The 13,276-nt window shown below is 64.6% G+C and carries 11 protein-coding genes and 1 pseudogene; 6 read left to right on the forward strand and 6 right to left on the reverse strand.

The features are described 5' to 3' along the window. Positions 1-6: 6 nt before the first annotated feature. Together P0Y41_RS14195 and P0Y41_RS14200 are read right to left on the reverse strand one after the other, a co-directional pair. On the reverse strand, positions 7-894 hold the full coding sequence (locus P0Y41_RS14195) for a DUF368 domain-containing protein (RefSeq protein WP_284063426.1): 888 nt from the start codon (positions 892-894) through the stop codon (positions 7-9). A gap of 126 nt (positions 895-1,020) precedes the next feature. Then, positions 1,021-4,389, reverse strand: a complete 3,369-nt coding sequence (locus P0Y41_RS14200) for an oligosaccharyl transferase, archaeosortase A system-associated (protein WP_284061961.1) — start codon at positions 4,387-4,389, stop codon at positions 1,021-1,023. A gap of 107 nt (positions 4,390-4,496) precedes the next feature. Between P0Y41_RS14200 and aglG the strand changes: the two genes are divergently transcribed. From aglG to aglJ, 3 genes are all read left to right on the forward strand, one after another. Then, positions 4,497-5,417: a glucosyl-dolichyl phosphate glucuronosyltransferase gene (aglG, locus tag P0Y41_RS14205; protein WP_284061962.1), complete on the forward strand. Its 921-nt coding sequence runs from the start codon at positions 4,497-4,499 to the stop codon at positions 5,415-5,417. 56 nt (positions 5,418-5,473) lie between these two features. After that, the gene (locus P0Y41_RS14210; RefSeq protein ID WP_345783213.1) at positions 5,474-6,610 is read left to right on the forward strand and encodes a glycosyltransferase family 4 protein; all 1,137 of its coding nucleotides are present in this window, start codon (positions 5,474-5,476) and stop codon (positions 6,608-6,610) included. Between the two features lie 96 nt (positions 6,611-6,706). Next, a complete protein-coding gene (gene aglJ, locus P0Y41_RS14215; protein ID WP_284061964.1) occupies positions 6,707-7,714 on the forward strand; it encodes an S-layer glycoprotein N-glycosyltransferase AglJ in 1,008 nt (335 codons plus the stop codon). Between the two features lie 654 nt (positions 7,715-8,368). On the opposite strand, the gene P0Y41_RS14220 is transcribed toward aglJ, so the two are convergent. Then, positions 8,369-8,695 (reverse strand): hypothetical protein, encoded by a 327-nt coding sequence (locus P0Y41_RS14220; protein WP_284061965.1) that lies wholly within the window; start codon positions 8,693-8,695, stop codon positions 8,369-8,371. Between the two features lie 141 nt (positions 8,696-8,836). On the opposite strand from P0Y41_RS14220, the gene P0Y41_RS14225 reads away from it, so the two are divergent. Further along, complete coding sequence (locus P0Y41_RS14225) at positions 8,837-9,046, forward strand: ribbon-helix-helix domain-containing protein (RefSeq protein WP_284061966.1); 210 nt, start codon at positions 8,837-8,839, stop codon at positions 9,044-9,046. Between the two features lie 29 nt (positions 9,047-9,075). Here P0Y41_RS14225 and P0Y41_RS14230 read toward each other — a convergent pair whose 3' ends face one another. Next, positions 9,076-9,522: a JAB/MPN domain protein-containing protein gene (locus tag P0Y41_RS14230; protein WP_284061967.1), complete on the reverse strand. Its 447-nt coding sequence runs from the start codon at positions 9,520-9,522 to the stop codon at positions 9,076-9,078. 81 nt (positions 9,523-9,603) lie between these two features. After that, positions 9,604-10,283, reverse strand: a pseudogene (locus tag P0Y41_RS14235) (hypothetical protein). A gap of 58 nt (positions 10,284-10,341) precedes the next feature. Between P0Y41_RS14235 and P0Y41_RS14240 the strand changes: the two are divergent. Further along, positions 10,342-11,109 carry a VOC family protein gene (locus P0Y41_RS14240; RefSeq protein WP_284061968.1) on the forward strand — a complete coding sequence of 256 codons (768 nt, stop codon included), beginning with the start codon at positions 10,342-10,344 and terminating at the stop codon, positions 11,107-11,109. Positions 11,110-11,612: 503 nt separating this feature from the next. Here the strand turns inward: P0Y41_RS14240 and P0Y41_RS14245 are convergent. After that, complete coding sequence (locus P0Y41_RS14245; RefSeq protein ID WP_284061969.1) at positions 11,613-12,146, reverse strand: hypothetical protein; 534 nt, start codon at positions 12,144-12,146, stop codon at positions 11,613-11,615. Between the two features lie 318 nt (positions 12,147-12,464). Between P0Y41_RS14245 and P0Y41_RS14250 the strand changes: the two genes are divergently transcribed. Beyond that, on the forward strand, positions 12,465-13,229 hold the full coding sequence (locus tag P0Y41_RS14250) for an SDR family NAD(P)-dependent oxidoreductase (protein ID WP_284061970.1): 765 nt from the start codon (positions 12,465-12,467) through the stop codon (positions 13,227-13,229). The last annotated feature ends 47 nt before the right edge of the window (positions 13,230-13,276 follow it).

Consider the following 13,276-nt stretch of genomic DNA (forward strand, 5'->3'; position numbering starts at 1 on the left):
AGGCGATCAGTCCAGGTCGACGCCGCCGGCGAGCCGGTCGAGTCCGACGACGAGAAGCGCGCCGACCGCGGCCGCGACGACGAACTCGCCGCCGACCGTCGCGGTCCAGGCACCGATCTCCTCGCCGACGCGGACGACGGGCGCCCTGAGTGCGCCGACGATGAGGCCGATCAGGAACGCGAGCGTCGCCTCGCGCCGCGCCGCGAGCGCCGCCCGAACCGCGTGGGCGACGGTGAGCAGTCCGACGACGCCGCCCGCGAGGAACGCGACCACCGGGATCCCGGCCTCGATGGCCGCGGCCATCGGGCCGCCGGTCGCGACCGCCAGCAGCGAATCGACGAACACGGACAGCGCCTCGGTCATCCGCTCGTACTGGCCGAGGATGACCAGCAGGAGCGACCCCGAGATGCCGGGGAGGATCATCGCGCTCACCGCGACCGCGCCCGCGAAGAACGTCGCGAGCGCGGTCTCGCCGAGCGCCGCGGACGCGCGCCCGGAGGCGACGAACGCCAGCGCCGCTCCCGCGACGGCCGCGGCGGCCCGGCCGGCGGTGTCGACGCGGAACTCGTCTCTGAGCACGACCGCCGACGCGCCGATGAGCCCGAAGAAGAAGCCGTACGTGAGCACGGGGGCCGTCTCCAGCGCGACGTGTAACACCCGGGTGACGGTGAGGATCGCGGTGGCGATTCCCGCGCCGAGCGCGAGCAGGAACGCCCCGTCGATGTCGGTCCAGACGGCGCGAAGCTGGTCTCGGTCACCGAGGAGCCCCTCGATCGTGCGGCGCGCGAGCGACGGCGAGGCGGCCGTGACCGCGGCGATGAGGCGGTCGTAGATCCCGGTGATCAACGCGATGGTCCCGCCGGAGACGCCGGGGACGGCGTCGGCGGTCCCCATCGCGACCCCGCGGAGGTACGTGCCGATCGGTCCCTCGTCGCGTTCGATCAGGGTCGCGTCCGCCGAGCCGGTCGCCTCCGAATCGTCCGCCGCGTCGACTGCGTCATCGCCGCTGGAGTCCGTCATCTACGGCGTGACGTGTCGGCGGATCGGAGCACGGACCGATGGTGCGGCCCCGTCCGTCGCACCCGTTCCCGCGAACGACTCGCCGCTCGGGTCGTCGCTCGTCGAATCGAGCCCGTTCAGCGAGTCGAACTCCGCGGGCAGCGAGCTCGTGTTCTCGGAGTCGTCGGTCGTGTTGTTCGTCTCCGAGCCGTTCTCCTGGGCGCCTTCGGGCGCACGGAGGACTTCCTCGGACAGCGTCACCGTCGCGGTCTCGTCGGTGTCGCCGTTGACAGCGCCCTCGCTCACGTTGAACGTCCCTTGGTTGCGGACGATGTACGCCGACTCGTTGCTCTCGACCTCGCCGGTGACCGTGTACGCGCCCGTCGCGCGGACGCTCACGTTGGTGTAGCCGTTCTCGGGGCCGTACTCGTCGTAGCCGGCCGTCGAGTAGGGGACGGTGAACTCGAACTCGCCGTCCTCGTTCGCGGTAGTCTGCTGCTCGTAGGTGAACGTCGACGCGTTGCCGCCGGTGCCGCCCTCGGGAACTTCCATCTCGACGGTCGCGGTGACCGTCTCGTTGGGGTCGGCGCCGTCACCCTCGACGGTCGCGCCGGGCACCTTCTCGAACGTCTTCACCCACTGCGGCTGCGTCTGCTGCAGCAGCGACGGGCGCAGCCCCAGCGACTGCGACTCCTGCAGCACCGTCCGTTGGTACTGACTCGAGGCGTACGCCGAGGTATCGGAGGTGCTCACGAGCCGGTAGTGCTCCAACGCGGGCACGGACTCGCGCGGGAACGCGCCGACGCCGCCGATCTGGGCGGTGCCGTCCTCCTCGACGAACTGCTGTGCGGCGCTCTCGTTGGCGAACGTCCGCACCGCGGTTGCGTTCTCGCCCTGCGGTAGCACCTTGTAGCTGGTTCCGTCCTCGGCGGAAACGGTGTCGTAGTCGAACACGATCACCCGGTCGCCGAACAGCGTCTGGACCGCCGGGTCGGCGCGACTGCCGTGGTACATGTACAGCCGCACCATCATGCTCTCGTAGTAGCGCTGCTTCTTGTCTTGGAAGGCGACACCGTAGCGAGTGCCCTGCTGGGTCTCCTGTGCGCGCAGCGTCGGCTCGTAGTAGTCCGAGGCGTTCGTGTCGTCGTCGAAGACGACGGGCGCGCCGAACTTCGAGCCGACCGTGACCATCTGCCAGTCGATCATCGTGTACCGCATCTGTTCGGCCTCGCCGTCGTCGTCGATGTTCGCGAGCACCTCGCTCGCCTCCTCCTCGCTGGGTGCGAGGAGGTAGTTCGCCGCGGAGGTCGCACCCTGCTGGAACGGGTTGGCGTGCGGGATGCGCTCGCCGCGCGTGGTGATCCAGTGCCCGTAGTCCCACCACGACATCACACCATAGGCACCCTCGGGATAATCGTAGTCGCCGGCGGCGGGCCGCTGGTAGGTTTCGTAGTAGTCGAGTTCGTCGGCGTTGCCGGCGCCGCCGAGGTTGCCCTCGGCGGGCGTGTTACTGTTCATTTTCTGCAGACTCTCGTCCCAGATAGTCACTGCGCCCGGACCGGTGCTGTTGCCGACGCCGACGGCGGTGTTCGTCTTGTCGATGGACACCTGGCCGGTGCTCCCCAGCGACAGCGGGACGACGAGCACCGGACCGAGGACGACCAGCACCGTGAGCACCACGGCGATGATCTGGTACGTCTCCACGTCCGGCATCGAGAGGTCCGCCGAGAAGTCGATCCCGATAACCGCGAGGATTTCCCGGAGGAAGTAGGCGTTCATTCCCGCGACGGCGACCGCGAGGTAGTAGTTGAAGCGCACCTGCGTGAACGCCGCCGCGGTGATGAACGCCGCCCACACGAACACGAACAGGTGTTCGGCGTCATAGCGGACGCGCGCGGCCGCGCCGAACACGAGCAGCGCGACGAGCGCGAGGCCCGCCACCTGCGGGTTGAGTCCGAGCCCGCTCGCGAGGTCGTTGAAGATCGGCGCTCCGACGAACACGAACAAGACGACGAGCGTCGAGCCGGCGAGGTAGTAGTAGTCGCTCGTGGTGCCGCGCTTCCACAGCGGCTTGACGAGCATCCACACCGCGGCCGCGAGGGCAGTGATGAACGCGAAGCCGTACTCGGCGAGGACGACGCCGAAGCCGCCGTAGTACTGGACGAGCCCCGACTGGAGGAACGGCTGGGCCTCGCCGATAGTCCGTGCTGTCGCTGTAGCAGAGAAGCCGACGAACCGGAGGAGGTTGCTCTCGATCGTGGTGAACGGCGCCGCCTCGACGAAGATAACGAGGAGGACGCCGACCGCGCCGAGCACGCCGACCGTCGCCGCGAACCCGTCGTCGTTCAGTCGTTCGTCCGCGAACTCGCGGGCGTCAAGCTGACGTGCAAGGAACGCGAGGAAGACGGCGCCCGCGGCGGTCGCGAGCGCGAAGGCGGGCTGGATGAGGCTCATCGCGGTCGGGGAGAACGTCGCCTCCTCGAACTTAACCAGGGCCATGAGCGCCGCAACCACCATCGAGATAACCGCAACGAACGCGACGTGGTCCGGGGATCGGTCACCCGCATAGTCAGAGACGGCTTGGAACACGACGTATGCGGCGAAGATACCGAGTAGGAGGACGCCCGGTGGCCACACCCACAGATACAGCCCGATCGCGAACCCCCCGAGTGCACTCCAGTACAGAGTGGGCTTCAGTTCGTCCCACTCGCTCGCTTGCACGAGTTCCCAGATGGGGCGGTCCCGCTGGGCGACTGCGAGCGCGACCATGATCGAGACGACCGCGAACGCCTGAAAGAACGGTTCCACAATGTTGTGGTCGGCGAAGCCGACGAGTCCGCGCCGGAGGAACGTTCCAGGCAGGAGCATCAGGATGACCGCGCCGAAAAGGCCTGCGAGGCGGCCCCCGAGGCGCTTCCCGATGAGATAGGTGGGGACCGCGATGAGCGCCCCGAAGACCGCGGGCGCAACGAGGAGGGTCTTGGCGACGAGTGCCTCGGAGGGGGCCCCGAGGCCGACGATGAGGGCTGCGGTGGCGACCAGTTGGTCGTAGAGCGTACCGAATTGGCCGGAGTTGGTCCCGAACGGGTAGTACGTCCACGGGTCCCACGGCATCGTGGAGGGCCAGTTCGCGACGGTGTACCGGACCTGTCTGAGGTGGTACCACGCGTCGTTACCGTTGAAGTACACCTGCCCGTCGCGGATGAAGTTACTGTAGGACTGAAGGCGGACCCACAGCATGAACGCGACGATCGCGAGGAGCGTCGGGATATGGTAGAGGTCACCGAGGACATCGGTGGCCGACTTCCCCGCGAAGGAGTAGTCGAGGCCCGGGACGGAGGTGGCGGAGTTCCCACCGTCCGGGGTCGTGTCGCTATCGCTTCGACTCATTGCATCGATGGACTTGGAAAACGAGGATAAGCCTTGTGAAGTGGTCGCCCACACTTCGTCCACAAGAATGCACAACACGTAAGCCACAGACGGTTCTGCTACCGTGTGTGCAAGTCTCCGTCGTCCTCTGCACGTACACGGAGTCGATGTTCGTGGATTTTTGCGAGGCGGCGGACAGTATCCTCAACCAGTCCTATGAGGAAGTGCAGTTGGTCATCGTCGTCGACGGCAACCATAACCTGTACGACAGAGTGATCGAGGAGTACGGGGATAGGTCCGATGTCGTGACCCACTGCAACGACTGGAACGTCGGTCTTCTAGAGAGTCGGAATACCGGTGCTGAACTCGCCGACGGAGACGTGGTCGCCTTTATCGACGATGACGCTGTGGCGGATAAGCACTGGGTCGAGGAACTCGTTGGGAGCTACGAGGCGCAAGACGCAGTCGCGGTCGGAGGGAAGATGACCGCCGATTGGGTTGCGGGGCGCCCCTCCTATCTCCCCGAGGAATTCTTCTGGCTTGTCGGCGTGACTCATCGGGGGTTCGCCGATGGCCCCGGCCCAGTCCGAAACACATTCGGCTCGAATATCTCCTTCGACCGAGAGGTGTTCCTCCATCTTGGAGGCTTCGACGCAGAAGTCGGGGGCCGCAAGGGCGACAAGAATCTGCAGGGCGGCGAGACGGAACTGTGTGCGCGCCTTCGCAAAGAGTACGGAATGAGCGTCTGGTACAATCCTAATGCGACGGTCGCACACAAGGTATATGAATATCGAACTGACATAATCTGGCTGCTCGACCGGGCGTTTTGGCAGGGCTACTCCAAACGCGGGATGCAACAGCTTGTCCCCGACTCGGGCGGCGAAGAGGGTGAGTTTCTCGGCGACCTGCTGCGAGAGTACACTCCCGAACGCTTGTATCGCTTGTTTCGTGATCCTTCCAGTCCAAAAGTTCAAAAGTTAGTGCTGTTGCTGGTGCTAACAGGAGCAGTCGGCTGTGGGTACGTGTACGGTATTGCTAAGTGGGGTTGATAATGGAGGGCGAAAATGAATCCGGCGACAACTGGACTGGTGGGGACTCCGAAGACATTGGCGACGTAAACCCCCTTCCGGGCGTCTGTGTCGTGACACACCCGCTGAGTCCTGCTGGAGAGAATGCAACACGGACTCTATTGAACGTTCTTGCGGCGATTACGACTGTCTCTCTGGTGACCGCTGACCTTCCGGAGAACTCGTCGATCTGGGACGATCACCTTGTTTTCGAGGTATCTGAGCACGGGGCTGGTCAGTCAAATATCCTCATTGCTGCGTATCGCTTCCTGCGCAATCAGCTCCGGATGGCAGCGCGGATACGCGAGCGTGATGAAGAAATCGTCTTGTTCTTCGGAGCCACCTCGTATCTTCTCCCTGTCTTGTTCGCAAAGGCGATCGGGAAGACAATTGTTGTCGAACCGCGGGGAGACGTTCCGCTGACGCTCCGGTTGAACTGGGAACAGCGGATGCCGGCGCAGCTGGCTCGTGTGCTCGCGGGACTCGTCCGGGCGCTCGAGGAGGTGTGTTACCGCGCCGCCGACGCAATCGTGACGTACACGCCGTCGATGGCTTCTGAACTGGGATTGACACGCTTCGACGGGAAATTGTACCCAAACGGCGCACGGTACGTGGATACCGACGCTTTCGATGTGCGTGTTCCATTCGAGTCGCGGGGGGAAGTCGTCGGGTTTGTCGGTCGGCTGGACGAGGAAAAGAACGTCCGATCGCTCTTGGCGGCGGCGCAGAATCTACCCGAGTCGACTAATTTCCGGTTCATCGGCGATGGTCCACTATTTGAGGAGCTGGAGACCACAGCGACGACAGACCGAGTCAGCTTTGCCGGCTGGGTCGACCACAATGAAGTCTCTGCGGAACTGAACGAGATGCGCCTGCTCATCCTTCCGTCTGACCCGACGGAAGGACTCCCGACGACGATACTGGAATCGCTCGCGTGTGGGACTCCCGTGTACGCGACACCAGTCTCTGGCGTCCCAGACGTGGTCAGAGAGGGGGAGACAGGCTTTCTCATGAATGACCCATCACCCGAGGGCATTGCGGCTGATGTCGCCACTATCCTCGACCGGGACGACCTTATCGAGGTGAGCCGGCAGGGGCGAGCAGAAGTCGTGCGCGACTACGACTTCGAGGCAGCGACCCATCGGTATCGGGATATCTTCGCAGACCTCGCATGAACAGAGGCGACTGGCGTGGTGACTACCAGTCTCGCGACTACGGGCCGCTGTCTGTTCCCGAAACCCCTAACTCACACCCGGAACCACTCCACACACATGACTGACGACGTCTGCGTACTCCTCCCCACCTACGACGAGGCCGCCACCGTCGCAGACGTCGTCACGGAATTCCGCGACCACGGCTTCACTAACATCCTCGTCATCGACGGCGGCTCCACGGACGACACTCGCGAACGCGCTCGCGATGCCGGCGCGCGCGTCGAGATCCAATCGGGCTCCGGCAAGGGCCAGGCTATCCGCGAGGCCGTCCGCGAGCACGTCGACGCCGAGTTCGTCCTCATGGCCGACGCCGACGGCACCTACCGCGCGAGCGACGCCGACGCCATGCTCGAACCGCTCCGAAGCGGCACCGCCGAACACGTCATCGGCGATCGCTTCGCCGACATGCACGACGACGCGATGACCGGCCTCAACCGCGTCGGCAACACGATTTTCAATAGCCTGTTCTCGCTCATTCACCGCGAGGACTTCGGCGATATCCTCTCGGGATACCGCGCCTTCACCGTCGACTCTTTCAAGCGCCTCCGCCTCTCGGCGGACGGCTTCGGTATCGAGACGGAACTGGCCGTCGAGTGCGCGCGCCACGGCGTCCGCACGACCGTCGTCCCGATCACGTACCTCCCGCGTCCGGACGGCTCGAACACGAACCTCCACCCGGTGCGCGACGGGGGGATCATCCTGATGGCGATCTACCGGCAGGCGAAGACCTCGAACCCGCTGTTCTACTTCGGGAGCGCGGGCGTGGCCTCCGGGCTCGCGGGCGGACTCGTCGCCGCGTACGTCGCCTATGACTGGTTCGCAAACGGGATCTCCCACAACGTCCTCGCGATCGTCGCGGGCGTCGGGGTCATCCTCGGCGTGCAACTGCTCATCTTCGGCGTGCTCTCGGACCTGCTTGTCACGCTCCACGGCGAGACACTCGACCGAGTCGAGGCGCTCGAACGGGAGATGCCGGCCGGAGCGGACACGAGTAGCGAGGAAGCCACCGAAAAAGGGGTGACACCTACGAAAGACGAGGGATGTGTGGGCCCCCCCGAGCAATAGCCTCTCCTGTGTAGTGCTGCCTCACTAGATCCGGAGGACGAGTAGACTGTTGCCCGAGGGTAGCCCCCCTCGCTCAGAATCACAGAAGCGCAGGTTCGAGCAACGTCGAAGGAACCTCTACCGCGGTCAGCGTACCTTCACAATCGATTCAGCTCCCCGGTAACAGGCGTTTGAACAAGTGTGTGGGTGATTGTGGCGTTCTCGGTTCGGGTACGATCGTCGGCCACGATCGCTCACTACATGGCGTCTATCGGCCGATACCGCGCGGAGCAAGAAAATACGGGATGACACGACAACTCACTCGATACAGGACTCCCAACGGTGCTGATGAAAACCCGTAGACTGCGACCAGGTGTGACCGCTCCTGTGCTGTGATGATGTCCCCCGGCAGCGCTTCTTCGAGGCACTGCTTGCGGCTACACGCTGATCACCTCGGCCGCAGGCACCCACAGTCTGCCACTCGTCTATTGATACGACTCTTTCCGGAGGTCCATCGCTGCTGTGAACGCCGCCGGACGTCCGGTGTGGCTTCGATACCCCCTTTCGGACAACAGGAGCGAGCGAGTCCGATTCGGGACAAGAGGGCCGGCCGATAGTGTTCGACCGTTCGGAGTAGACACTCGGATGATGGAAACCGGACCTGATCGGATATGGTCAGAACGGTAAGAGTGCGCGAACCCGCCCGAGCAGTGACCCCGCGCCGCTGCGCCGCCGGTCCTCGAAGATCGGATGGAGACGATTGAGCAGGTCGCGCTCGGTCTCGAACCGTTCCTCCGGGAGCTCGCGGAGCACCTCCGCCAGATCGAGCGTGTTTCCCGCGGCGTCGTAGGGGACGCTCGTGTTCCGCATCGACGCGATCAGCTCCTCGGTCGTCGCCGGGAACCGCACGCCCGCTCGGTCGAGGCGGGCGTCCAACGCCGCGATGCCGAACTCGATCGACTCGGGCTCGCTCGTGTCCCCCTGCGGCGGTCTGGCTGCCATTACGCCGAGTTGCCGCCCCGGGGACTAAAGCGGACGGGCCCACGGACGCGACGCAGGAGTCGGTGGCTCGCACGACGCAGACGGCGTGTCGCCGGCGGCGGCTCCGTCGCGCTTATCGGTCGCGCGCCCGTTCCCCGAGCCATGACCGACTACACCACCGTCTCCATCCCGAAGGACCTCGCCGAGCGCGTCGAGGAGACGCTCGAGGGGACGAGCTTCTCGTCGACCTCCGATCTCGTGCGCTTTCTCCTCCGAAGCATCGTGATCCAACACCAGAAACAGGGGTCGCTCTCGGAGGCACAGTTCGAGGAGATCACCGAGCAACTCCGCGACCTCGGCTATTTAGAGTAGGGACGCAGCCGACTCTCACTTATCACGACTCAGTCCTCGACCCGCTCCTCAGGCGGGTGCGCGTCGACGACGACCAGTTCCCGCCGACGCCCCCGGCGGTCGTACGCGGTCACGTTCTCGGAATCGTACGGCGGCACCGCCACCAGCACCGCGGCCGCGAGGTCGTCCTCCTCGGTGAGCCGGCGGTCGCCGTCGGGATGCGAGAGAAAGCGTGCACGGCCCGCAGGTCGACCCAGATCCATCCCGAACACAGCCGAGACGGACCCGGCGGCCGCCGGGAAGTAGAAGTGCGTGAGAACCGGCGTCGACGGATCCAGATCCGCAGGTCTGTCGACCAACTCGCCTCCGGGCGTCGCGTCGAGGACGACGTTCTCGGCTTTGGGGTCGGCGTCGGCCGCACGTTCGACCAGCAGCGAGAGCAGGTCGGCGGTGATGTACACTGGCGCGGGATCCTCACGGCTGGGAGTGGCGTCCATTCCAACCGATCCGTCCGTCGTCGCGTCGGCGGGACCGTCGCCGCCGGGGCCGCCGCCGGTTGGGGGATCACGACGGGGCGCTCACCCGAGGAACTGCCCGATGGCCTTCGCGTACAGTCCCGGCGCGTTTCCGCGCGAACTGTCGAGCGCGGCCGCGAGCTCGCGTCCGGCGTCCTCCATGACGCCGGCGCCGTGTCCACACAGCACCCGCTCGGGGTCCAGCCCGGACAGCGCGCGCCGCGGCGGGAACAGCCGGAGCATCGGGTGAACACCGAGGGTCTCGGCCCCCGTGCGCATGTACGAGGAGGCCCCGACGGACTCGGGGACGTACAGCGTGCCGCCGTCCTCGTCGTACAACCCGACCTCCTGCCACGGCGGGATCGACGAATCGCGGATCGTGATCGCCTGCAACCCGCCGAGTTGGCGTCCAAACCGCTCGACGGGCGCGTCGAGCTTCGTGGCGACACCAGTCATCCAATCGGGCACGTACACGGGCACGTCGTGGCGGGTCGCGATCGCCGCCGCGTCGCGCTTGTGGCGATCGAGACAGACCACTACCCCGGTGACTTCCCCTCCAGATCAGCCAGGAGGTCGTCGACACCGTCGGCGTCCACCGGATCCAGTACCCACACGTCACCGTCGACGGACAGGGCGTGGCTCGCGCGCTCCATCGTCTCGTCGGGATAGGCGATCCACCCAACGCCGTCGGTGAACTCGTCGATCACGGTGAGGTCGGCGTCGCCGGAACCTTTCATCGCCATCGGAAGACGAAACGGGCGCCGCGGGCTTAAGTGGGGTGCCGCCGGAAGGGTGGACGAGATGACGACGCGACCCGCGGCGACGCAGCCGCGCCCGGCGCTCGCGTCGCTCGCGCTGGAGGTGTCCGACCTCGGGCGCGCGGCGACGTGGTACGCCGACACGTTCGGTCTGGTTCCGACCCGTCGAACCGCTACCGAGTGTGCCTTCGACGTCGGCGGCACCGAGTTCGTGCTCCGTCGGCCCGACTCGGTCCCGCGCGGCGGCCTCCACACGCACTTCGCGTTCGAGACGCCCGCCCGCGAGTACCCCGCTTGGCGCGCTCGCTTCCCCGACGCGCCCGAAATTGATTTCGGCACCTTTCGCTCGCTATATCTCGAGGACGACGACGGCCACGCCCCGGAGATCGGCGGGACGGCCCCCGACGGGACCGGAACCGGTCTCGTCGGCGTGTTCGAGGTGGTGCTGGAGGTGGCGAACGTCGACCTCGCGAGCGACTGCTGGTCGGCACTCGGGTTTTCGGCGGTCGACCGCGGCGACGGGCGGCGACGGATCCGGATGCGCGGCCCCGCCGGCGCCGACCGACAGTTCGACGTGGAACTGTGGGAGCCCCAGCTGGGACTGGCGGGCGCCCGTGGTGGCGTCCACGTCGACCTGGCGTTCCGGGTACGCGAGCCCGCGGCCGTCGCGGAGCACGCCTACGGCGACCTCCCTTCGGTGACAGTCCAAGAGGCGCCCGATGGGTCGGTCGAGCTGTACGACCCGGACGGCCACCACCTCGTGTTGCTGCCCGACGACGAGAGTACGGACACGGCAGAGGAGGAGCCGTGACGGAGATCCGGTCTGGTCCGACGCCGACGAAGGCGGCGTCGCCGGACCCACCGAGCCGGCCGAGGGCGATTACCGGCACCTCGTGACCGGGGACGTGGCGAACACGCCGAACCCGACACGCGCGAAACGCGAGTTGGACGTGACGATCGGCGCGTCGCTGTTCGGGCGTCAGTAGTTCTGGCGGTCTCAGTCTCGTTGCTATTCGTCTATGCAGCAAGATCTCGGGTGAGGTGAAATCTCACCGAAGTGCCGGATTTCTCACGATGAGTGAGAAGCCTTGTTGAACCCTATTGGTCGGACCCGATTCTCGATGAACTAGCCGTTACCGCTGAACGCTCTTCCAGTTCGACATGTTGTTCATAGAGCCATGCTGAATATCCGGCGCAAATCCCCTTTTGGTGACCCGGCGACGACGAATAGCAAGCCACCGAGAGCAACTTCCGAAGAACACCAAGTGCGGCGTAGTTCGCCGATGCTCTTCGAAGATATGGATCGAATCCACACTACCGGATAATTGACCGGAGATGCGTGCAGAGGTCTTTTACCGCCTGTGTGACCCGTCGCCGGCGACGTGAGTTGACATCGACTTCTATGCCGTGGCTCTCGATCCAGTTCCGCATTTTCCTCCGACCGACTTTCCGCTTGATTCCGACCTGCCGGAAGTGTTTGATCGGGTGTCGCAGCCAGCTGTATTCCTCGTGGGCGAACACGTCGATATACTCCGGGGAGTGGGCGATGAGGATGACGTGGATCTGTCTGTCGGCCAGCACGGTCCGCCGATACGTCCAGCTCCCGTTTGGCTCCGACCCAACTGACGGCTGATGATACCACGCCAGTGGGTCCCACTCGAACCCGTGTTTCCGGAGTGTTTCTGTGAACTCGTCCAGCGGCTGTTGAACGGTGCCGACATATTCGGTATCACGAAGGCGATACTCGGGCTGTCCGAGAGCTCGGCCGAGTCGGGTGATCAACGGACCGAGCCGCGTTCTCACGCGGGAGGGAACATTGGGTTCGAGAGTCTCAACGATAGACTCCATTCGGCGCCCGTTGGGGTTCCATCATCTCGAATGTGTCGAACCGGCGAAACGTAAGTGAACTGAGCGATATCCCGCAACCGTGTCCCGACCGAGATCACCCCGTGCTGACTACACCCTCTGTACGTAGCGAAGCTACCCGCCATATGGAGGGGGATTCTTACGGTCTAATCTAGAGTGGAACAGCCGCTGAGTGAATCTGCGAATTGATCGTAACTGTTCCTACAACTCGGTGACTGATCTCTGGAACGATCTGGCCAGATTTCGCGTGATAGTGCCCAACCACGACGTTGATACGTGTTACACGCGAATTTTTGTGTTATGGACTGGACAAAACGACACCGTACTGTCGTAATCACCGGGGCAAACGAGGGGATCGGCTATCATCTTCTCACCTCGCTCGTCGAGGACGGCTACCGAGTTGCTGGACTCGATATCAACGGAGAGCACATCGAACCTCTCCAAAACAGCCACCCTGAATTGGTGCGTTTTATCGACTGTGATGTGACCGTAGATGAGGACGTCGAGACAGCGATCGGGGAGGTCGTGAGCGAATGGGGACCGATCGACATCCTCGTCAACAATGCTGGAATATTCAACTTCGACCTCTTCGAGGACCAGACGCTCGCCGACACAAAACGGGAGTTCGAGGTGAACTACTTCGGCTATGTCCGGCTGATCCACGCGATCCTGCCGCATATGCGGGAACGGGGGGAAGGACTCATCCATAACGTGAGTTCCGGGGCAGGCCTCGTCGGCCATCCCGGACTCTCCGGCTATGCATCGACGAAAGGCGCTATCGAAGCGCTCGTGCGATCGCTGCGGCTGGAACTGCAACATGAGAATGTCACGTGTACAGTGATGCACCCGCCGCTCTCGAACACGCGCTCCACGGCCGAACTCGGCTATCCGGAATCCCTGCTGAGTGACCCGAAAACCGTCGGCCGCAAGCTAGCTGGGAAGATCGAATCGAGGGGGCCGGTTATCTACGCCGACTGGAAGACGAAATTCGGCCTCGCCGTCTCGAAACGCGTTCCGTATCTCGTCCGAAAGGGAACCCAGCAGTTCGTCGAACCCACCGAGTAAATCCTCTGTACTCATGGAAGGTACACCGCATGGCGAGGCAAGTTCTC

This window comes from Halobaculum halobium, from assembly GCF_030127145.1.
Classification (GTDB): Archaea; Halobacteriota; Halobacteria; order Halobacteriales; family Haloferacaceae; genus Halobaculum; species Halobaculum halobium.

Coding starts and splice junctions, on each gene's coding strand:
- P0Y41_RS14240 (WP_284061968.1), top strand. CDS start 10,342: ATGACGACGCGACCCGCGGCGACGCAGCCGCGCCCGGCGCTCGCGTCG.
- P0Y41_RS14220 (WP_284061965.1), bottom strand. CDS start 8,695: ATGGCAGCCAGACCGCCGCAGGGGGACACGAGCGAGCCCGAGTCGATC.
- P0Y41_RS14200 (WP_284061961.1), bottom strand. CDS start 4,389: ATGAGTCGAAGCGATAGCGACACGACCCCGGACGGTGGGAACTCCGCC.
- P0Y41_RS14250 (WP_284061970.1), top strand. CDS start 12,465: ATGGACTGGACAAAACGACACCGTACTGTCGTAATCACCGGGGCAAAC.
- P0Y41_RS14230 (WP_284061967.1), bottom strand. CDS start 9,522: ATGGACGCCACTCCCAGCCGTGAGGATCCCGCGCCAGTGTACATCACC.
- P0Y41_RS14225 (WP_284061966.1), top strand. CDS start 8,837: ATGACCGACTACACCACCGTCTCCATCCCGAAGGACCTCGCCGAGCGC.
- aglJ (WP_284061964.1), top strand. CDS start 6,707: ATGACTGACGACGTCTGCGTACTCCTCCCCACCTACGACGAGGCCGCC.
- P0Y41_RS14195 (WP_284063426.1), bottom strand. CDS start 894: ATGGGGACCGCCGACGCCGTCCCCGGCGTCTCCGGCGGGACCATCGCG.
- P0Y41_RS14245 (WP_284061969.1), bottom strand. CDS start 12,146: ATGGAGTCTATCGTTGAGACTCTCGAACCCAATGTTCCCTCCCGCGTG.